An 18,730-nucleotide genomic window follows, 5' to 3' on the forward strand; every position below is an offset into this window, starting at 1 on the left:
GGTCAGATCAGTGCGTTAGGGGTGGTCGATGTCGTGCCCTAGGGCACGGTGCGGGACACGTTGGACGCTTGCTGCGCAAACCCCTGCCGTGTCCCGCCAGAACCGTTTCGGGGCGATGCCCCAAAACGGGTTCTTACATCATGCCGCCCATGCCGCCCATTCCGCCCATGCCGCCCATGTCGCCGCCGCCGCCGCCGTCCTTGGACGGTTTATCGGCAACCATGGCTTCGGTTGTGATCAGCAGACCAGCAACCGATGCGGCGTCCTGCAGTGCGGTGCGCACAACTTTGGCCGGGTCAATCACGCCGAATTTGAACATGTCGCCATATTCTTCGGTCTGCGCGTTGAAGCCATAGTTCTTGTCGGTGCTTTCGCGGATCTTGCCCGCCACGACCGAACCGTCCACGCCAGAGTTTTCAGCAATCTGACGCAGCGGTGCTTCAAGTGCCTTGCGGATGATGTTGATACCGACGTCCTGATCAGAGTTCGCACCCTTCAGACCGTCCAGTGCCTTTGCACCCTGCACCAGAGCAACACCACCACCGACGACGACGCCTTCTTGGACAGCCGCGCGGGTTGCGTTCAGAGCGTCATCGACGCGGTCCTTACGCTCTTTGACTTCGACTTCGGACATGCCGCCGACGCGGATGACGGCAACGCCGCCTGCCAGCTTGGCCACACGTTCCTGCAGCTTTTCACGGTCGTAGTCGGACGTGGTTTCTTCGATCTGGCCGCGGATCTGGTTGACCCGTGCTTCGATCTCGGCCTTTTCGCCGCCGCCATCAACGATGGTGGTGGTGTCCTTTGTGATCGACACGCGCTTGGCAGTGCCCAGCATGTCCATCGTGACCGATTCCAGCTTCATGCCCAGATCTTCGGAAATCACCTGACCGCCTGTCAGGATTGCGATGTCCTGCAGCATGGCCTTGCGACGGTCGCCGAAACCCGGTGCCTTGACGGCCGCGATTTTCAGACCGCCACGCAGCTTGTTCACAACCAGTGTCGCCAGGGCTTCGCCCTCGACGTCTTCGGAAATGATCAGCAGCGGCTTCTGGCTTTGGATCACAGCTTCAAGCAGCGGCACCATAGGCTGCAGCGAAGACAGCTTTTTCTCGTGCAGCAGGATCATGACATCGTCAAGTTCCGCCGTCATCTTTTCAGTGTTTGTCGTGAAGTAGGGCGACAGGTAACCACGGTCGAACTGCATGCCTTCGACGACATCGGTTTCTGTTTCCAGACCCTTGTTCTCTTCGACGGTGATGACACCTTCGTTGCCGACCTTTTGCATTGCATCAGCGATCTGACGACCGATTTCTGCTTCGCCGTTGGCAGAGATGGTGCCGACCTGCGCGACTTCGTCGCTGTCGGTCACGTCACGGGCCGCGGCCTTGATCGCTTCGACGACCTTGGCTGTCGCCAAGTCGATGCCGCGCTTAAGGTCCATCGGGTTCATACCGGCGGCAACCGATTTCATGCCTTCCTTGACGATGGCCTGGGCCAGTACCGTCGCGGTCGTGGTGCCGTCACCGGCTTCGTCGTTGGTGCGAGAGGCAACCTCTTTCACCATCTGCGCGCCCATGTTTTCGAACTTGTCTTCCAGTTCGATCTCTTTGGCGACAGAGACACCGTCCTTTGTGATGCGCGGCGCGCCAAAGGATTTGTCCAGAACCACGTTACGGCCTTTGGGGCCCAGCGTGACTTTGACGGCGTCTGCAAGGATGTTCACACCCTTGAGCATGCGATTGCGGGCGTCGGTGCCGAATTTGACGTCTTTAGCAGCCATTTTCAAATGCTCCTGATATTGGTTTTAGGGGAAAAGCGGTGGTCCTTGGCGATCACAGGATGCCGAGGATGTCGCTTTCCTTCATGATCAGCATGTCTTCGCCGTCGATCTTGACTTCGGTGCCGGACCATTTGCCGAACAAAACCTTGTCTCCGGCCTTTACGGCCATTTCGATCAGCTCGCCGCTGTCTTTACGGGCACCCGCGCCGACGCTGATGATTTCGCCCTCGGCGGGCTTTTCTTTTGCAGCTTCGGGGATGATTAGGCCGCCTTTGGTCTTGTCGTCGCTTTCGATGCGACGGACGAGAACGCGGTCATGAAGAGGGGTGAATGCCATCTGAAAGACCTTCCTTCATTGATGTTTCAATTGCGTTAGCACTCACCCAAGACGAGTGCTAGCGACGCACAGATAGGCAGGTCACCTGAAGCTGTCAACTGCCCTGCTGGACGAAAGCGCGGATGATTTACGCGCGCTGCAAAACACCGCCGTTTACGGCGGGCACCGTCGTCGGCGCCAATCCCCCGAATAGGCGGTCCTGCGCTGGCCGTTCGGCAATGCCCGGCTTATGGTTCCTGAACGTCCGCGCGGGCGGCAGACGCTGACAAACGACACAGGGATTCAAGATGTTCAGACTTTATTCGTGCGCCGTAACCATGACGGTTGTGGCCCAAAGCGCCGTTGCGGCCTGCAACGACGGTGACATCCGCGATTACCTGTCCCCTGCGGACCTGACAGCCGTAGAGTCAGCGGCGGCGGACACCCCGTTTGGCAACGGCACGATCTGGACCGCGACCCGCGACGATGACCAGATCACCGTTGTGGGCACGCTGCATCTGTCCGATCCCCGGCTGGCCCCGATTGTCGCGCGCCTGACACCTGCGATCACCGACGCCGACCTGCTGCTGGTCGAAGCCGGCCCCCAGGAAGAGGCGCAGCTGACCGCGGCCATTACCGAGGACCCGTCGCTGATCTTTTTGACCGACGGCACCACGCTGAGCGAACGGATGGACCCTGCGGCCTTTGTCGCATTGTCGCGCGCGGTCGAAGCGCGAGGCCTGCCCGCCGCCACAGCCGCCCAGATGAAACCGTGGTATCTGTCGCTGACGCTGGCGATGCCGGTCTGCGCGCAATCGGATCTTCTGGACGGCAAGCGTGGGCTGGACGCCACGCTGATGGACATTGCCGCTGGCGCAAACGTATCGGTGCAGGCCGTGGAACCCTGGGACACCCTGTTCAACATTCTGGCGGGCGACCCCATCGACGAACAGGTCGCAGACCTGAACCTTGCGTTGATGCCCGACGATCTGGGCAACGCCATGACGGCCACGATGCTGGACAGCTACTTTGCCGGCGACATCGCAACCCTGTGGGAACTGAGCCGCGCCGCCAACCGCCAGATCGACGCGATGTCGCCGATCGAGGCCGATGCGCTGTTCGCCAAGATGGAAACGCAGATGTTGACGGACCGGAACCACGACTGGATGCCGGTCATCACTGATGCCGTCGACGCGCATGACCGTATTGTCCTGGCCGTCGGGGCAGCCCACCTGCCCGGCGCGGATGGCGTGCTGTCGTTGCTGCAGGCCGATGGCTGGACCGTCACGCCCGGTCTTTGATCGTCAGACGTCACTCCAATCGGCCAGCGCCTGCCGCCCCGCCGGGGTCAGGTCATAAACCCCGCGTGCCACGCGTATGAACCAGCCATAATGGTCGTCGGCCATGATCCGGGTGGCGTCCGGCACCTCTGCCCAGTCCTTGATCCGAGCACCGGTGGATGCGCCATGCACGGCCAGAAACCGCGCACAGGTTACCGCATCCTGCCGGTAGCCCGTCACCAGCCCGTGACGCGTCGCCCCGCCCGCGTTGGGATCGCCCTGCAAACGGTCGAACGCTTTCAATAGCCGCTTGCGTTTTTTGGGTGACCGGCGCGGGGTATAGCCGCCGGGATCGGCATGGCATTCCACGAACCCGTCGCGCGCCCGCACCGACAGCACACCCAAACCCAGTCGACGCGCCAGTTTCACATTGGCGGCAAAGGATTTCGCCCGCCCCCCGGCAGGCACGGCAATATAGACGATGTCATTCAGCGCCAGCCGGTCCATCGCCTGATGAAACAGGGTCAGCGAAAATCCCAGCTTCAATTCCACCACGATCAGGTCGTCGCCCTTGCGGGCCACCAGATCGGCTGGCCCGACCTCTCCCTTGACGTCATAGCCGCGTGCGGTGAACCACGCTTTCAGCGGCGGATACAGATCGCTTTCCCTTGCCATTGCACGCCCCCGTGACACCTGCGCCGGACAGCCCTATAAGGCGCCAAATTCGCATCGCATGAGGCACAGACCATGACCACCCTGATTTTCGGCCACAAGTCCCCCGACACCGATTCTACCGGATCCCCGTTGATCTGGGAATGGTTTCTTCAGGATGCAGGCGTGGATGCCAAGGCGGTGCTGCTGGGCACACCCAACACCGAAGCGGCATTCGTCATCGACCGTTGGGAATTCACCCAGCCAGAGATCATAAAGGATGTCACCGCTGGCCAGCCCTGCATCGTCGTGGATACCAACAACCCCGCAGAACTGCCCGACAGCATCAATGAGGCCGACCTTCAGGGCATCATCGACCACCACCTGCTGGTCGGCGGCCTGAAAACCAAGGCGCCGATCGACATTACCGTGCGCCCGCTGGCCTGCACCGCCACGATCATGCACCAGTTGATGGGCGACAAGGCCGCCGCCATGCCACGCGGCATCAAGGGGTTGATGCTGTCGTGCATCCTGTCGGACACGCTGCACTTCCGCTCGCCCACCACGACCGACACCGACCGCGCGCTGGCCGAACAACTGGCCGCCGATCTGGACATCGACATCACCGCCTATGCCGACGAAATGTTTGCCGCGAAATCCGACGTCAGCGCGTTTTCGGACGCTGAACTGCTGCGGATGGACAGCAAGGAATATGAAGTCGACGGCACCAAATTCCGCGTCAGCGTGCTGGAAACAACCTCGCCCAAGGCCGTGCTGGACCGCAAGGATGCGCTGATGGCCGCGATGCCCGCCGTCGCAAAAGAAGATGGCGTCGATCAGGTGCTGCTGTTCGTGGTCGATATCCTGAACGAAGAAGCCACGATGCTGCTGCCCAATGACCTGACAAAGGACGTCGCGCGCGCCAGCTTTGCCGCCAATCCCGACGGCGATACCGTGGTGCTGCCCGGCGTGATGAGCCGGAAAAAGCAGATCATCCCGAACCTGAAAAAGTAAGCGCCGCCAGCATCATCTTGCCCCAAATACTCCCGCCGGAGGCACCGGTTTTTTGCGAAAAACCGGCCACCGCGCCCCAAAAAGGTCCCGCCATATGACACAGATCATCAACAGCTTTCTGGATGTGGCGGGCGAATACGACGCGGCCTTTGTCGATTTGTGGGGCTGCATGCACGATGGCATCCGGGCCCACCCGGCGGCGGTTGCAGCCATGCAGGATTACCGCAGCGCGGGGGGGCGGGTCGTGCTGGTCACGAACTCTCCCCGGCCTTGGGCGTCGGTGCACAAACAGATCAATGGCATGGGCGTGCCGGACGACTCGTTTGATGCCATCGCCACGTCGGGCGATTCGGCGCGCGCCGCGATGTTCCGGGGCGCCGTCGGGTCCGATGTCTGGTTCATTGGCGAAGACCACGACCAGTCATTTTTCAAACCGATGGAGCTTTTGGACGATCCGGTCACCATCAATCGTGTGCCGCTGGATCAGGCCGACGGCATCGTCTGCTGTGGGCCATTCGACCCGCAAGCGCATCCCGATACCTATCGTCCGCAATTTCTGGCCGCCAAACAGCGCGGACTGAAACTGCTCTGCGCCAACCCCGATATCGTGGTGGACCGGGGCGAAACGCGGGAATGGTGCGCGGGCGCACTGGCACAGCTTTATACGGAAATGGGCGGGGAAAGCCTGTATTTCGGCAAGCCGCACCCGCCCGTCTATGATCTGGCGCGGCGCAGGCTGGCGCAGGTCGATAACCACGTCGACCCGCAGCGCATCATCTGCATCGGGGACGGGATTCGCACCGACGTGTTGGGCGGGCTGCAAGAAGATCTGGACACCCTGTTCATCACGGGCGGACTTGCCGCCGCAGAAACGGCAACGACGGCCAGTGCAGGGCCGGATGCGGGCGCATTGGCACGCTACCTGCAGGCCGAACAGGTCACACCGACCTTTGCCATCGGTCATTTGCGTTAGACCACCCGAGCGGTTGACATTTCGCACCCGCAGCGTAATTTAGTTTCACGCATAAACGCGCAAGTGGACTTTTATTGCTAGCCGGATGACCGATATGCTTGACAACATGCCCCGTGGCACCATCGTGATCGAAGATATCGAGATCGGGATGGTCCGTTCGTTACGCAAGGTCGTGACCGACGCCGATATCGAAATGTTCGCCCAGGTCACGACGGACCGGAACCCGGTGCATCTGGACGAAGATTACGCGCAGGATACGATCTTTGCCGGACGCATCGCGCATGGCATGCTGACGGCGGGACTGGTGTCCGCCGTGATCGGTGAACAACTGCCGGGGCATGGCACGGTTTACATGGGCCAGACCCTTAAATTCCTTGGCCCCGTGCGCCCCGGTGATACCGTGCTGGCAGAGGTCGAGGTGACGGCCATCGATTATGCGAAACGGCGCGTGACGATGGAAACCCGTTGTCTGGTCGACGGCAAGAAAGTCCTGATCGGCGAAGCGACGGTTTTGGCACCCTCTGGCAAGTTTGACTAACTTGCGCTGATCCCGCGCGCGCGCTACGCCACGCAAATGCGTATCATCCGAGACACCTTGTATATCGACCCTGCCGACCGTGGTGCCGCCGCGGCGATCGGCAATTTTGACGGGGTCCATCTGGGTCACCGCGCGGTGATTGATCTGACGCGCGACGCCGCCGCACAGACGGGTGCGCCGCTGGGTGTCATGACGTTCGAGCCGCATCCGCGCGAACAATTCGCACCCGATGCCCCGCCCTTTCGCCTGATGAACGCCGCTGCCCGCGCCGAAGCCCTGCAAAAACTGGGCGTCGACAAGCTGTACGAGGTGCCGTTCAACGCAGCACTTGTCGCGCTGACGCCAGAAGAATTCGCGCGTCAGGTGATCCATGACAGGTTGGGTCTGGCGCATGTGGTCGTGGGCCGTGATTTCTGCTTTGGCAAGGATCGCGCCGGGACCGCCACGGATTTGCAGGCCTTTGGCGCACAGATGGGATTCGGCGTGACGATTGCGCCGATGGTGCAGAACGACGCCGGGCGCATCAGTTCCACCGCGATCCGGCGTGCGCTGACCGATGGGCGACCCGATGCCGCCGCTGCGATGCTGGGCCATCGGCACCGCATCGTGGGGACCGTGATCCGGGGCGACCAGCGCGGCCGCGATCTGGGTTATCCGACCGCAAATCAAAGTATTGCAGGCCTGCATCCACCGAAATTCGGCGTTTATGCCGTTGTCGTCGACGTGCACGACGGCCCCCATGCGGGCCATTACCACGGGGCGGCATCCATCGGGGTGCGGCCGATGTTCGGTGAAAACGTGCCGAATTGCGAAACATTCCTGTTCGATTTCAAAGGCGACCTTTACGGGACCGAAATTTCGGTCGGGTTGGTCGCCTATCTGCGGGGTGAGGAAAAATTCGACAGTCTTGACGCGCTGATCACCCAGATGGATGCCGACTGCGACCGTGCGCGAAAGATCCTGACCGATGGCTGAAATCGACCGCAGCGGGCTGCGGCCCCGGTTCTGGGAAACCGTGCCGATGGCCAAGATGACGCGCAAGGAATGGGAAGCGCTGTGCGATGGCTGCGGCAAATGCTGCCTGAACAAGCTGGAAGACGAAGACACCGGAGAGGTCGCGTTGACCCGCGTGGCCTGCCGCCTGCTGGACAACGAATCCTGCCTATGCGCGCAATATCCGATCCGGCACAACTTTGTCCCCGAATGCATCGTGCTGACGCCCAAGACGATTGCGGACAACATGTATTGGTTGCCGCAAACCTGCGCCTACCGGCTGCTGACAGAAGGGCGAAAGCTGTATCCGTGGCACCCGCTGCTGACCGGCGATCCCGACAGCCCGCATGATGCAGGCGTGACAATGCGCGGCGATATGCTGTCGGAATTCGAAGTGGCCGACGAAGACTGGGACGACCACATCATAGAGGAACCGACCTGATGTTTTTTGCCTCTGACAACGGTGGGCCGGCGCATCCGCGCGTGATGCAGGCGCTGCTGGACGCGAATGCGGGCTATGCCAGCGGCTATGGGGCCGATCCGATCATGGAACAGGTCCGCGCCGATATCCGCACCCTGTTCGAGGCGCCATCGGCAGAGGTGTTTTTGGTGGCGACCGGCACGGCGGCCAATGCGCTGGCGCTGGGAACACTGTGCATGCCGTGGCAGACGGTGTTCTGCGCACCGATGTCCCACATCAACGAAGACGAATGCAACGCGCCCGAATTCTTTACCGGTGGGGCCAAACTGACACTGGTGGACACCGAACAGGCGCGGATGACGCCCGATGCGCTGCGCCATGCGATTGATGCCGAAGAAACCCGCGGCGTGCATGGCCCGCAGCGCGGACCGGTCAGCATCACGCAGGTCACGGAAAAAGGCACGGTGCATACCTGCGCGCAGATTGCCGCGCTGTCGGCGGTGGCCAATGACTATGGGCTAAAGGTGCATCTGGACGGCGCACGGTTCGCCAATGCGCTTGTCGCACTGGATTGCACCCCGGCAGAGATGACATGGAAGGCAGGCGTCGATGTCGTCTGTTTCGGCGGGACGAAAAATGGCCTGCTGGGGGTCGAGGCGGTGGTGTTCTTTGATCCGGCGGATGCGGCGACCTTTGCCTTGCGGCGCAAACGTGGGGCGCATCTGTTTTCAAAGCATCGCTATCTTTCGGCGCAGATGCAGGCCTATCTGGCCGACGATCTGTGGCTGGACATGGCGCGTGCAGCCAACGCCGCCGGTCAACGCCTGTTGCGCGGCCTGCGGCAGATGCCGGATGTGCAGGTGCTGTTCGATCCAGCTGCGAACCTGCTGTTCTTTGACGCGCCACGGGCGACGCATGCCCGCGCGCTGGCTGGCGGCGCGCAGTATTACGTCATGGGCGGCGATCCCCACACAGGGCCGGACGGTGAGATGCTGACCGGACGGCTGGTCTGTGACTGGTCGTGCCCGGACGAATCCGTCGACGGTTTGCTGGACCTGCTGCGCGGCTAGATCAGAGCGGCAACGCGGTCGGGATGGGTCAGCGTTGCCATGTGGCCCGCGCCCGCAATCACATGCGCGTTGGCCTGCGGCATGATCTGCGCAAGCGCTTTGTGAATTTCCGTCACGACCGGCTGGCTGTCGCTGCCCCCGATCAGCGTGACGGGCACGGTGATTTCCGGCAGACGGGCCGCAACGCCGTGGATATCATCCTGAATGGCGGGCGCGGATGCGATCACCAGCGGCATGCCTGCCGCCATTGCCATACGGGTGCGTTGTGGCAGTTTATCCCACTGCCCCATGCCATAGGCGGCGTGAAACAGCTGTGCAGCGCGGTCCGGATCACCTGCCGCCACGGCGTCATAGATCGGACCAAAAATCGCAGCATGTTGCGCGCCCGCTGGTGTCCCATTGGCCAGCGCGAAAAAAACAGGCTCGATCAGGGTCAGCCGGGTCACCAGATCAGGGCGCGTGACGGCCAGCCGTAATGCGACGGTGCCCCCGAACGAATGGCCGATGACATGCATCGGGCGGTCCATCATCGGCAGGATCGCATCCAGATTGGCTGTCTGATAATCGCCCTGCCCGTCCCATGCCGGGCTGCGCCCATGCCCCAACAGGTCTGGCAACACCGCCCGCAACCCTGCCGCACGCGCCAGCGGCAACAGTGATTCGTGCCGTGCCAGCGTGCAATGCAGCATCAGCGTATCGGGGTCCGGCGCAGTCTGCCCCCAGTGCAGTGCAGCCATCAGGTGCGCCCGGCGAGGTATGATTCCAGATCGTCCAAGCGGTCCTGCCCCCAGAAGCGTTCGTCGCTGTCGGTAATGAAGAACGGCGCGCCAAACACGCCAAGGCGGACGGCGTCTTCGGTGTTGCGGTGATAGGCCTCTGCCCCGGCCAGCAGGCCACTGTCGGCCAAAGCAGCGGGAAAACCGGCGGCGGTCAGGCAGTCGCGGATCACATCGTCTGACGCGATATCGCGGTCTTCGGCCCAGCAGGCGCGGGTGATGCCCGCGACCAAGGCGGCCAGATCACCCGATCCGTCCGCCTGTGCCGCGATGATGGCATAGGACGACGGGGCGGGGTTCGTGGGAAAGAACGCGGGTTTCGGGATCAGCGGTTTGCCTGTGGCCATCGCACGCCGGCGCAGGTCCTGCGCGCGGTAATCCTGACGGCTGGGGTGACGATCCGCCGGTGCCTGCCCCCCCGTGCGGGAAAAAACCTGCATCAGATCAATCGGCCGATAGGTCAATGTCGCGCCATGCGCAGCCGCGATTTCCGCAGGACGGACGCCACAAAGATAGGTGTAGGGGCTGATCGTTGCGAAATAGTAATCGATATGGGCCATTCGGCGATCCTTGCTTGCGGGGGATGTTTGCGCGACGGTAGCCGTGTGCTACGCGGTGTCAACGCAGCGAATCCTGCCGCTGCCAGCGCAAAAGGACAGCCCTGCATGCCAACCTCTCATGAACCCAAACTGATTTCCGGGAATGCCAACCGCCCGCTTGCAGAGATGATCGCCACCCGGATGAGCATGCACCGTGGCCTAGACGTCGGGCTGGTGGATGCACGGGTCGAACGGTTCAACGATGGTGAAATTTTCGTCGAGGTGTTCGAAAACGTCCGGGGTGAAGACATGTTCGTCATCCAGCCGACATCGAACCCCGCAAACGATAACCTGATGGAATTGCTGATCATCGCGGACGCACTGCGCCGGTCGTCTGCCGACCGGATCACCGCCGTGATGCCCTATTTCGGTTACGCGCGTCAGGATCGCCGCAGCAAGGCGCGCACGCCAATCACCGCAAAACTGGTGGCGAACCTGCTGGTCGAAGCGGGGATCGAACGCATCCTGACACTGGACCTGCACGCCACGCAGATTCAGGGGTTTTTCGATATTCCGGTCGATAACCTGTATGCCAGCCCGATTTGGGCGCTGGACGCGATGCACCATTTCAAGGACCGCATGGACGAAGTCATGGTCGTCAGCCCCGATGTGGGCGGCGTGGCCCGCGCCCGCGATCTGGCCCAGCGTCTGAACGCACCGCTGTCCATCGTGGATAAACGCCGTGGCAAGCCCGGCGAAGTCGCGGAAATGACCGTCATCGGGGATGTGACCGACCGGGTCTGCCTGATCGTGGACGACATCGTCGATACAGCGGGAACATTGTGCAAGGCGGCGCAGGTGCTGGTCGATAATGGCGCAAAAGAAGTTCACAGCTACATCACGCATGGGGTGTTGTCCGGCCCTGCGATTGAACGCATCGCCAGTTCCGTGATGACGAATTTGGTCATTACCAATACCATCGCGCCGACCGCAGCGGTCAAGGCCTGCCCCCAGATCCGCATCGTGAACACGGCCCCGGTGTTTGCGCAGGCCATCCTGAACACCTGGAACGGCACCAGCGTATCGTCATTGTTCAACCACAAGACACTGAAACCGATCTACGAAGGTGTCTACAGCGGCTGACTGCGGTTTGGTTGTTTGATCAAAGGGGATGCGGCCCGCCTGCTAGATATCCCAGCTATCTTCGGACCGCAGCGTTCCGATCGCCAGCCATGCAACGCGGACCCGTGCGACCTGCGTGTCGCCCCATGTGCGAAAGACGATGTCACATCCATCACGCGTGATGTTTTCGGATGTGACATCGACACGCCCGTTGGTGGAATGTGCAATATCCCACATGGACAGCGTGACATGAACAACCGGATTGTCGGCAAAAATTTCGCCAAACGTCACACGCTGACGAATCAGGCGCGGGCCGTTTCCGGTCCACATTTCGCCGTCGTCTTCGAAATCGGAAAACAGGACAAGATCGCCCTGATCGACACCGACGGCATTGTTTTCGATTCTGCGCATGAGTGAGGCCCGAATAAGGTCGCTGTCAGTGTAGTGAACAATCTGCCCAGTTCGTGACGATTATGCAGCAAAAAGGGGCCGATAAACACGGCCCCTTTCTTGATTCAGATCTATTTGACCGGACTTAGCCGAAGTTTGACTGTTTCGGGTCCAGACCGATGTGCGTCCCGACGGCAACCATGTCAGAGATCAGCTTTGCCGCGTCGTCGACTGGACCGGGTTCGTTTTCAAATGTCTTTGCCGTTTCGATCTGCTTGCGAACATCATCCATCATGCGATCGAACACGTCCTGGCTCATCTCGTCACGGGGCAGTGCGGATTCGGCAAGGACCGAAACCGATTTCGCCGTGATTTCAGCGAACCCGCCGACAACGACATATTCGTCCTGACCGCCGGAATGAACGACAGTCAGGATACCGGGACGCAAGGTGGTGATCGTGGGCGCGTGGTTTGCCATCGCCGTCAGGTCACCATCCGCACCGGGAATGCGGACTTCGGTCGCCACGACCGACGCCAGACGGCGTTCGGGCGAGACGAGGTCGAATTGCAGGTTGTCTGCCATGTCGGCTCCTTACGCGGCGTCGGCCGCCATTTTCTCTGCCTTGGCTTTCACTTCGTCGATGCCGCCGACCATGTAGAACGCACCTTCGGGCAGGTGGTCATACTCGCCGTTCACGACAGCCTTGAAAGACGCGATGGTGTCTTCCAATGCGACCTGAACGCCGGGGGAACCGGTGAATACCTGTGCCACGTCGAACGGCTGCGACAGGAAACGCTCGATCTTGCGGGCGCGGGCGACGGCCAGTTTGTCGTCTTCGGACAGTTCGTCCATGCCAAGGATGGCAATGATGTCCTGCAGCGATTTGTAACGCTGAAGCGTCTGCTGCACGTCGTTGGCCACCTTGTAATGCTCTTCACCCACGATGCCGGGGTCAAGCAGACGCGAAGTCGAATCGAGCGGGTCAACAGCCGGGTAGATGCCCTTTTCCGAAATCGCACGGTTCAGAACGGTCGTCGCGTCGAGGTGCGCAAAGGACGTGGCCGGTGCGGGGTCGGTCAAGTCATCGGCGGGCACATAGATGGCCTGCACGGACGTGATGGACCCGTTCTTGGTGGATGTGATGCGTTCCTGCATCTGGCCCATGTCGGTGGCCAGCGTCGGCTGATAGCCCACGGCGGACGGGATACGACCCAGCAGCGCGGACACTTCGGACCCGGCCTGCGTAAAGCGGAAGATGTTGTCCACAAAGAACAGAACGTCGGTACCGGACTGGTCGCGGAACTGTTCTGCCATCGTCAGACCCGACAGGGCCACGCGCATACGCGCACCCGGCGGTTCGTTCATCTGGCCGTAAACCAGTGCCACTTTGGATTTGGTCAGGTCTTCGGCGTTGATGACGCCGGATTCGATGAATTCATAGTAAAGGTCGTTGCCTTCACGGGTCCGTTCACCGACGCCCGCGAACACGGAATAGCCAGAGTGCACTTTAGCGATGTTGTTGATCAGTTCCTGAATCAGAACCGTCTTGCCCACGCCTGCCCCGCCGAACAGGCCAATCTTGCCGCCTTTGGCGTAGGGCGCGAGCAGGTCGATGACCTTGATGCCGGTCACCAGCACTTCGGATGTGGTGGACTGCGCTTCGAATGTGGGCGCTTCGGCGTGGATCGAACGACGTTCGGTCGTTTCGATCGGACCTTTTTCATCGACGGGCGCGCCGACGACGTTCATGATCCGGCCCAGCGTTGCATCGCCGACGGGAACGGTGATGGTTTCGTCCATGTCGATCACTTCCTGACCGCGGACCAGACCTTCGGTCGCGTCCATCGCGATACAGCGCACGGTTTTTTCACCAAGGTGCTGCGCGACTTCAAGGATCAGTTCCTTGCCGTTGTTGTCCGTCTTGAGTGCGTTCAGGATCTCCGGCAGGTGATCGTCGAACTGCACGTCCACGACGGCGCCAATCACCTGCGTGATCTTGCCTTTTGCATTAGCCATAATGGTTCTCCGGGTTCGTTACAGCGCTTCCGCGCCGGAAATGATTTCGATCAGCTCGTTGGTGATGACGGCCTGGCGCGAGCGGTTATATTCGATCGTCAGGTCGTCGATCATTTCGCCCGCGTTGCGGGTCGCGTTGTCCATGGCGGACATCCGCGCGCCCTGTTCGGAGGCTGCGTTTTCCAGCAATGCGGCAAAGATCTGCGTTGCAACACCGCGCGGCAGCAGGTCGGCCAAAATGGCCTCTTCGCTGGGTTCGTAGTCGTAAAGCGTGTTCGCGTCGGCAGCATTGCCATCGGCGACATCTTCGAACTTTGCCGGAATGATCTGCTGTGCGGTCGGATGCTGGGTCACAACGTTTTCGAAGCGCGCAAAGAAGATCGTCGCAACATCGAATTCGCCGGCATCAAATCGGGTCAGCACCTCTTTGGCGACGCCTTGCGCATCGACATAGCCGATCCGTTTGACGTCGGACAGGTCGACGTGACTGACGAACAAATCGCCATGATCGCGACGCAGCGCGTCGCGTCCTTTCTTGCCGACCGTCAAGATTTTAACCGTCTTGCCGTCGGCTTTCAGCCGCTGTGCGTGCTGGCGGGCCAGCTTTGCGATATTGGCGTTGAAGCCACCGCAAAGACCGCGTTCCGCCGTCATCACGATCAGCAGGTGGGTTTGATCGCTGCCCGTACCGGACAACAGTTTCGGCGCAGAGGGCGACCCCTCTGCTGCCTGGCTCAGACCGGCCATCACCGCGTTGAAGCGTTCCGTATAGGGACGCGCGGCTTCGGCTGCATCCTGGGCGCGCCGCAGTTTCGCGGCGGCCACCATCTGCATGGCCTTGGTGATCTTGCGGGTCGATTTGACCGACGCGATCCGATTTTTAAGGTCCTTGAGACTAGGCAAAACCTAAACTCCTCTCTCGGGCTGAGTTACGCGAAGTCCTTGGCGAACGATTCAATCGCGTCCTTCAGTTTGGCTTCGGCGTCGCCCTTGATCTTGGGGTCTTCGTTCGTGATGTAGTCCAGCACGTCGCGCTTGTTGTTGCGCATATGCTTCAGCAGACCCTGTTCGAACTTGCCGACCTGATCGACGGACAGTTTATCCAGAAAGCCGTTGGTGCCCGCATAGATGACGGTCACGATTTCGGCGTTCGTCAGCGGCGAATACTGCGGTTGCTTCATCAGTTCGGTCAGACGGGCGCCACGGTTCAGCAAACGCTGTGTGGCGGCATCAAGGTCGGAGCCGAACTGCGCGAACGCAGCCATTTCACGGTATTGCGCCAGTTCCAGTTTCACCGGACCCGCGACGGATTTCATCGCGTTGGTCTGGGCGGCAGAGCCGACGCGCGACACCGACAGACCCGTGTTCACAGCCGGGCGGATACCCTGAAAGAACAGTTCGGTTTCAAGGAAGATCTGGCCGTCGGTGATCGAAATCACGTTGGTCGGAATAAACGCCGACACGTCGCCACCCTGCGTTTCGATGATCGGCAGTGCCGTCAGCGAGCCCGAACCGTTGTCTTCGTTCAGCTTTGCAGAGCGTTCCAGCAGGCGGGAGTGGAGGTAGAACACGTCGCCGGGGTAGGCTTCACGGCCCGGCGGACGACGCAGCAGCAGCGACATCTGACGGTAGGACACGGCCTGTTTTGACAGATCGTCATAGATGATCAGGGCATGCTTGCCGTTGTCGCGGAAATATTCGGCCATTGCGGTGGCGGAATAGGGTGCGAGATACTGCATCGGTGCCGGTTCGGATGCGGTGGCAGCCACGACGGTGGTGTATTCGATCGCGCCGGTTTCTTCGAGCTTTTTCACCAGCTGTGCCACGGTGGACCGTTTCTGGCCGATGGCGACGTAGATGCAATACAGCTTTTCGGAATCGTCCTTGGCCGCGTCGTTATACGATTTCTGGTTCAGGATCGTGTCAAGCGCCACGGCGGTCTTGCCGGTCTGACGGTCACCGATGATCAATTCGCGCTGGCCACGGCCAATCGGGATCATGGCGTCGATGGATTTCAGGCCGGTCGGCATGGGTTCATGCACGGATTTACGGGGGATGATGCCCGGCGCCTTGACGTCTGCGACGCGGCGTTCGGTGGCGTTGATGTCGCCCTTGCCATCCAGCGGGTTGCCCAGACCGTCAACGACGCGGCCCAGCAGTTCGGGACCGGCAGGCACGTCCACGATGGAATTCGTGCGCTTGACGGTGTCGCCTTCCTTGATGTCGCGGTCAGAGCCGAAGATCACGACGCCGACGTTGTCGGATTCGAGGTTCAGGGCCATCCCGCGGATACCACCGGGGAATTCAACCATTTCGCCAGCCTGCACGTTATCAAGACCGTAGACGCGGGCGATACCGTCACCGACGGACAGCACGCGACCGACTTCGGCAACTTCGGCATCCTGACCGAAGTTTTTGATCTGATCCTTGAGGATTGCAGAGATTTCAGATGCTTGGATCGCCATTTATCCGGCCTCTTTCATGTTGTTCTGGAGTGCGTCGAGCTTCGAGCGGATCGAGGTGTCGATCATCTTGGAGCCCACTTTGACAATAAGACCGCCGATAATGGCGGGGTCGACGGTTTCGTCGATGGAAACGGCCTTTCCGAACTGGTCGGACAGGGCTTTGGTCAATTTTTCGCGCTGCGGTTTGGTCAGCGCCTTTGCGGTCAAGACTTCTGCCGTGGCTTCACCACGTTCTTCGGCAAGCTTTTCACGCAAGGTGGTCAGAACGCCGGGCAACACGAACAGGCGGCGTTTGTCGGCCAGCAGGCCAAGCACGTTTGCCATCGTGTCGGACAAACCCATTTTTGCGGCAACGGCCCGGATCGCAGCGAACTGCTGATCGCGGCCATAGATCGGCGAGCTAATCAGATCACGCAGATCAGAGCTGTCGTTCAGCGCGGCCTGCAGCGCGTCGACATCGCGGCCCATTGCGTCAAGATTATTGCCGTCTTTGGCCAGTTCAAACACCGCCGACGCATAGCGACTGGCGATGCCTTGAGAAATCGAAGCTGGTTCGGACACGTCCACCCTTCCGATCTAAGGCCCACGAATCCATCGTGGATCCGTCAGGCATTAAGATTTTACCCAGACGGGAGCGTCTGGGCTGTAAAAGTCAGCGCGGAGATAACAGAGGTGTGCGCGGTCCGCAACTCTGTGAAGCGCCATCATTTCAAGCGTTGAAGCATTCTTTTGAGATCGGTTTTCAGGCAGGCGCCGCCTGCGGGACGGACGCGGGTGCCCCGGCCGTCGTTTTTACAACAGAACCGCCGCCCGGCATGGCTGCCTTTGCTTTTGCAGCCTCGACGATCAGAACGCCGCCGCCAGCCAACATCGGTATCTTGTGGCCCGCTTTTTCCAAAAAGGCCGCGGACTTGCGCCAGATCGGTTTTTGCGACGGAAGTTGATACAGGGCTGCGGTCGCATGTCGCACCGTAAAATCATGTGCGCGCAATTGGTCTTCGAGCTGGCCGGGCAGATAGGGGCGACCGAAACCGAAAGGCGTCCGGTCGGACCGCGCCCACATCCCCGCGCGGTTCGGCACGATGAACACCGCGCGCCCGCCCGGACCCAGCACGCGGTAACATTCGGCCAGCAGCAATTCAGGCTTCTGCGAGGTTTCAAGCCCATGCATCACCACCAACTTGTCGACGATACCCGTCGGCAACGGCCAGGACGTGTCTTCGCACAGCACGGACACGTTTTTTTCACCCGGCGGCCACGGCATCACCCCCTGTGGACCCGGCATCAAACCGATCACTCGCCGCGCGTCTGCCAGATAGGGGCGCAGCAGGGGCACGGCAAAACCGAAGCCTGCGACCGTCTGGCCCTTTGCTTCTGGCCAGATTTGCACCAATTCATTGCGTACGACCCGTTGTGCGGCTCGCCCAAGGGTGCTGCGGTAGTAAAAGCTGCGCAGGTCCAGAACGTCGAGATGCATAAGGTGGCGGTCCTGTTCTAGGGTTCCGGCATCATAGCAAAAACACAGGTAAGGACGCCATGCCCGTTGAACTGATCACCGTCCCGTGTCTTTCGGACAACTATGCCTTTGTTATTCATGACACGCAAAGCGGCGACACAGCTGTCGTCGATGTACCAGAAACGGCACCGATCCGGGCGGCACTTGACGCGCGGGGCTGGACGTTAACGGATATCTTACTGACGCATCATCACCCGGACCATGTGCAGGGTGTGGCCGATTTACGCGGCACGGCCCGTGTGATCGGCGCAAAGGCAGATCAGCACCGCCTGCCCCCGCTGGATCTGGCCGTATCAGAAGGTGAGCGTTTCACGGTGCTGGGGCGTGACGTCGACGTGTTGGACGTGTCAGGCCATACCGTCGGGCATATTGCATTCCACATGCCCGCAGAGCGTCTGTTGTTCACCGGTGACAGTCTGATGGCGATGGGATGCGGTCGCCTGTTTGAAGGCACCGCCGCACAGATGTGGGACAGCCTGTGCAAGCTGCGTCATTTCGCCCCCGAAACACGTGTTTGTTCAGGGCATGAATACACTTTGACGAATGCGCGCTTTGCCTCATCTCTTGAACCATCGAACAGAGCGATTATTTCAAGGCTCGAAGCGACGGAAAAGGCGCGTGAAAACGGCCACGCGACCGTGCCTTCGCTTTTGTCGCTGGAACGGGACACCAATCCGTTCCTGCGGGCCGACGATCCGGATTTAGCGCGTGCGTTAAAGATGCCGGATGCAGAACCTGCCGAAATTTTTGCCGAAGTCCGCGGTCGCAGAGACCGAATCTAGGCGAAACGTCAAATGAGGCGGGCGTTCACGACACGTCAGTGATTTTGTGAACACCCTGTGACAGAAAATTCTTGAAGGTTGGCC

21 protein-coding genes are annotated in these 18,730 nt (G+C 60.7%); 9 read left to right on the forward strand and 12 right to left on the reverse strand.

Annotated elements, in window-relative coordinates; all coding sequences use genetic code 11:
• Positions 1–133 precede the first annotated feature (133 nt).
• Positions 134–1,783, reverse strand: a complete 1,650-nt coding sequence (gene groL / locus GZH79_RS02835; RefSeq protein ID WP_211641654.1) for a chaperonin GroEL — start codon at positions 1,781–1,783, stop codon at positions 134–136.
• 52 nt (positions 1,784–1,835) lie between these two features.
• Positions 1,836–2,120 carry a co-chaperone GroES gene (locus GZH79_RS02840; RefSeq protein WP_211641655.1) on the reverse strand — a complete coding sequence of 95 codons (285 nt, stop codon included), beginning with the start codon at positions 2,118–2,120 and terminating at the stop codon, positions 1,836–1,838.
• A 287-nt stretch (positions 2,121–2,407) separates the two neighbouring features.
• On the opposite strand from GZH79_RS02840, the gene GZH79_RS02845 reads away from it, so the two are divergent.
• Positions 2,408–3,400, forward strand: coding sequence for a TraB/GumN family protein (locus GZH79_RS02845; RefSeq protein ID WP_211641656.1), 993 nt, complete (start codon positions 2,408–2,410; stop codon positions 3,398–3,400).
• 3 nt (positions 3,401–3,403) lie between these two features.
• Here GZH79_RS02845 and GZH79_RS02850 read toward each other — a convergent pair whose 3' ends face one another.
• Entirely contained in the window at positions 3,404–4,054 is a 651-nt protein-coding gene (locus GZH79_RS02850; protein ID WP_211641657.1) for a DUF2161 family putative PD-(D/E)XK-type phosphodiesterase, read from the reverse strand.
• A gap of 72 nt (positions 4,055–4,126) precedes the next feature.
• Between GZH79_RS02850 and GZH79_RS02855 the strand changes: the two genes are divergently transcribed.
• From GZH79_RS02855 to GZH79_RS02880, 6 genes are all read left to right on the forward strand, one after another.
• Positions 4,127–5,044 (forward strand): manganese-dependent inorganic pyrophosphatase, encoded by a 918-nt coding sequence (locus GZH79_RS02855; protein ID WP_211641658.1) that lies wholly within the window; start codon positions 4,127–4,129, stop codon positions 5,042–5,044.
• A gap of 94 nt (positions 5,045–5,138) precedes the next feature.
• A complete protein-coding gene (locus tag GZH79_RS02860; RefSeq protein WP_211641659.1) occupies positions 5,139–6,017 on the forward strand; it encodes a TIGR01459 family HAD-type hydrolase in 879 nt (292 codons plus the stop codon).
• 94 nt (positions 6,018–6,111) lie between these two features.
• Positions 6,112–6,555, forward strand: a complete 444-nt coding sequence (locus tag GZH79_RS02865) for a MaoC family dehydratase (RefSeq protein WP_211641660.1) — start codon at positions 6,112–6,114, stop codon at positions 6,553–6,555.
• A 36-nt stretch (positions 6,556–6,591) separates the two neighbouring features.
• A complete protein-coding gene (locus tag GZH79_RS02870) occupies positions 6,592–7,530 on the forward strand; it encodes a bifunctional riboflavin kinase/FAD synthetase (protein WP_211641661.1) in 939 nt (312 codons plus the stop codon).
• Positions 7,523–7,990, forward strand: coding sequence for a YcgN family cysteine cluster protein (locus tag GZH79_RS02875; protein ID WP_211641662.1), 468 nt, complete (start codon positions 7,523–7,525; stop codon positions 7,988–7,990). The genes GZH79_RS02870 and GZH79_RS02875 overlap by 8 nt, the downstream gene beginning before the upstream one ends.
• On the forward strand, positions 7,990–9,039 hold the full coding sequence (locus tag GZH79_RS02880) for a beta-eliminating lyase-related protein (protein ID WP_211641663.1): 1,050 nt from the start codon (positions 7,990–7,992) through the stop codon (positions 9,037–9,039). The genes GZH79_RS02875 and GZH79_RS02880 overlap by 1 nt, the downstream gene beginning before the upstream one ends.
• Here GZH79_RS02880 and GZH79_RS02885 read toward each other — a convergent pair.
• Positions 9,036–9,776 (reverse strand): alpha/beta hydrolase, encoded by a 741-nt coding sequence (locus tag GZH79_RS02885; protein WP_211641664.1) that lies wholly within the window; start codon positions 9,774–9,776, stop codon positions 9,036–9,038. The two genes, GZH79_RS02880 and GZH79_RS02885, sit on opposite strands and share 4 nt — an antisense overlap.
• A complete protein-coding gene (locus GZH79_RS02890) occupies positions 9,776–10,375 on the reverse strand; it encodes a 2-hydroxychromene-2-carboxylate isomerase (protein WP_211641665.1) in 600 nt (199 codons plus the stop codon). Before GZH79_RS02890 ends, GZH79_RS02885 begins: the two co-directional genes overlap by 1 nt.
• Before the next feature lie 105 nt (positions 10,376–10,480).
• Between GZH79_RS02890 and GZH79_RS02895 the strand changes: the two genes are divergently transcribed.
• Positions 10,481–11,497, forward strand: coding sequence for a ribose-phosphate pyrophosphokinase (locus GZH79_RS02895; protein WP_211641666.1), 1,017 nt, complete (start codon positions 10,481–10,483; stop codon positions 11,495–11,497).
• Positions 11,498–11,539: 42 nt separating this feature from the next.
• Here the strand turns inward: GZH79_RS02895 and GZH79_RS02900 are convergent, their stop codons facing one another.
• From GZH79_RS02900 to GZH79_RS02930, 7 genes are all read right to left on the reverse strand, one after another.
• On the reverse strand, positions 11,540–11,887 hold the full coding sequence (locus GZH79_RS02900; RefSeq protein ID WP_211641667.1) for an H-type lectin domain-containing protein: 348 nt from the start codon (positions 11,885–11,887) through the stop codon (positions 11,540–11,542).
• Between the two features lie 124 nt (positions 11,888–12,011).
• Positions 12,012–12,449, reverse strand: coding sequence for a F0F1 ATP synthase subunit epsilon (locus GZH79_RS02905; RefSeq protein ID WP_211641668.1), 438 nt, complete (start codon positions 12,447–12,449; stop codon positions 12,012–12,014).
• A gap of 9 nt (positions 12,450–12,458) precedes the next feature.
• Entirely contained in the window at positions 12,459–13,883 is a 1,425-nt protein-coding gene (gene atpD / locus GZH79_RS02910) for a F0F1 ATP synthase subunit beta (protein WP_211641669.1), read from the reverse strand.
• A gap of 18 nt (positions 13,884–13,901) precedes the next feature.
• Positions 13,902–14,786, reverse strand: coding sequence for a F0F1 ATP synthase subunit gamma (locus tag GZH79_RS02915; RefSeq protein WP_211641670.1), 885 nt, complete (start codon positions 14,784–14,786; stop codon positions 13,902–13,904).
• A gap of 26 nt (positions 14,787–14,812) precedes the next feature.
• Positions 14,813–16,348: a F0F1 ATP synthase subunit alpha gene (gene atpA / locus GZH79_RS02920; protein ID WP_211641671.1), complete on the reverse strand. Its 1,536-nt coding sequence runs from the start codon at positions 16,346–16,348 to the stop codon at positions 14,813–14,815.
• Positions 16,349–16,915, reverse strand: a complete 567-nt coding sequence (locus tag GZH79_RS02925; RefSeq protein ID WP_211641672.1) for a F0F1 ATP synthase subunit delta — start codon at positions 16,913–16,915, stop codon at positions 16,349–16,351.
• Positions 16,916–17,090: 175 nt separating this feature from the next.
• A complete protein-coding gene (locus tag GZH79_RS02930; RefSeq protein WP_211641673.1) occupies positions 17,091–17,825 on the reverse strand; it encodes a class I SAM-dependent methyltransferase in 735 nt (244 codons plus the stop codon).
• Between the two features lie 59 nt (positions 17,826–17,884).
• Between GZH79_RS02930 and gloB the strand changes: the two genes are divergently transcribed.
• The gene (gloB, locus tag GZH79_RS02935; protein ID WP_211641674.1) at positions 17,885–18,646 is read left to right on the forward strand and encodes a hydroxyacylglutathione hydrolase; all 762 of its coding nucleotides are present in this window, start codon (positions 17,885–17,887) and stop codon (positions 18,644–18,646) included.
• The last annotated feature ends 84 nt before the right edge of the window (positions 18,647–18,730 follow it).

This window comes from Loktanella sp. SALINAS62 (assembly GCF_018263905.1).
In the GTDB taxonomy this organism is placed as follows: domain Bacteria; phylum Pseudomonadota; class Alphaproteobacteria; order Rhodobacterales; family Rhodobacteraceae; genus Loktanella.

What these genes read in the sequence shown, in the direction of transcription:
- groL (WP_211641654.1), bottom strand. Translation starts at nt 1,783, where the DNA reads ATGGCTGCTAAAGACGTCAAATTCGGCACCGACGCCCGCAATCGCATG.
- GZH79_RS02840 (WP_211641655.1), bottom strand. Translation starts at nt 2,120, where the DNA reads ATGGCATTCACCCCTCTTCATGACCGCGTTCTCGTCCGTCGCATCGAA.
- GZH79_RS02845 (WP_211641656.1), top strand. Translation starts at nt 2,408, where the DNA reads ATGTTCAGACTTTATTCGTGCGCCGTAACCATGACGGTTGTGGCCCAA.
- GZH79_RS02850 (WP_211641657.1), bottom strand. Translation starts at nt 4,054, where the DNA reads ATGGCAAGGGAAAGCGATCTGTATCCGCCGCTGAAAGCGTGGTTCACC.
- GZH79_RS02855 (WP_211641658.1), top strand. Translation starts at nt 4,127, where the DNA reads ATGACCACCCTGATTTTCGGCCACAAGTCCCCCGACACCGATTCTACC.
- GZH79_RS02860 (WP_211641659.1), top strand. Translation starts at nt 5,139, where the DNA reads ATGACACAGATCATCAACAGCTTTCTGGATGTGGCGGGCGAATACGAC.
- GZH79_RS02865 (WP_211641660.1), top strand. Translation starts at nt 6,112, where the DNA reads ATGCTTGACAACATGCCCCGTGGCACCATCGTGATCGAAGATATCGAG.
- GZH79_RS02870 (WP_211641661.1), top strand. Translation starts at nt 6,592, where the DNA reads ATGCGTATCATCCGAGACACCTTGTATATCGACCCTGCCGACCGTGGT.
- GZH79_RS02875 (WP_211641662.1), top strand. Translation starts at nt 7,523, where the DNA reads ATGGCTGAAATCGACCGCAGCGGGCTGCGGCCCCGGTTCTGGGAAACC.
- GZH79_RS02880 (WP_211641663.1), top strand. Translation starts at nt 7,990, where the DNA reads ATGTTTTTTGCCTCTGACAACGGTGGGCCGGCGCATCCGCGCGTGATG.
- GZH79_RS02885 (WP_211641664.1), bottom strand. Translation starts at nt 9,776, where the DNA reads ATGGCTGCACTGCACTGGGGGCAGACTGCGCCGGACCCCGATACGCTG.
- GZH79_RS02890 (WP_211641665.1), bottom strand. Translation starts at nt 10,375, where the DNA reads ATGGCCCATATCGATTACTATTTCGCAACGATCAGCCCCTACACCTAT.
- GZH79_RS02895 (WP_211641666.1), top strand. Translation starts at nt 10,481, where the DNA reads ATGCCAACCTCTCATGAACCCAAACTGATTTCCGGGAATGCCAACCGC.
- GZH79_RS02900 (WP_211641667.1), bottom strand. Translation starts at nt 11,887, where the DNA reads ATGCGCAGAATCGAAAACAATGCCGTCGGTGTCGATCAGGGCGATCTT.
- GZH79_RS02905 (WP_211641668.1), bottom strand. Translation starts at nt 12,449, where the DNA reads ATGGCAGACAACCTGCAATTCGACCTCGTCTCGCCCGAACGCCGTCTG.
- atpD (WP_211641669.1), bottom strand. Translation starts at nt 13,883, where the DNA reads ATGGCTAATGCAAAAGGCAAGATCACGCAGGTGATTGGCGCCGTCGTG.
- atpA (WP_211641671.1), bottom strand. Translation starts at nt 16,348, where the DNA reads ATGGCGATCCAAGCATCTGAAATCTCTGCAATCCTCAAGGATCAGATC.
- GZH79_RS02930 (WP_211641673.1), bottom strand. Translation starts at nt 17,825, where the DNA reads ATGCATCTCGACGTTCTGGACCTGCGCAGCTTTTACTACCGCAGCACC.
- gloB (WP_211641674.1), top strand. Translation starts at nt 17,885, where the DNA reads ATGCCCGTTGAACTGATCACCGTCCCGTGTCTTTCGGACAACTATGCC.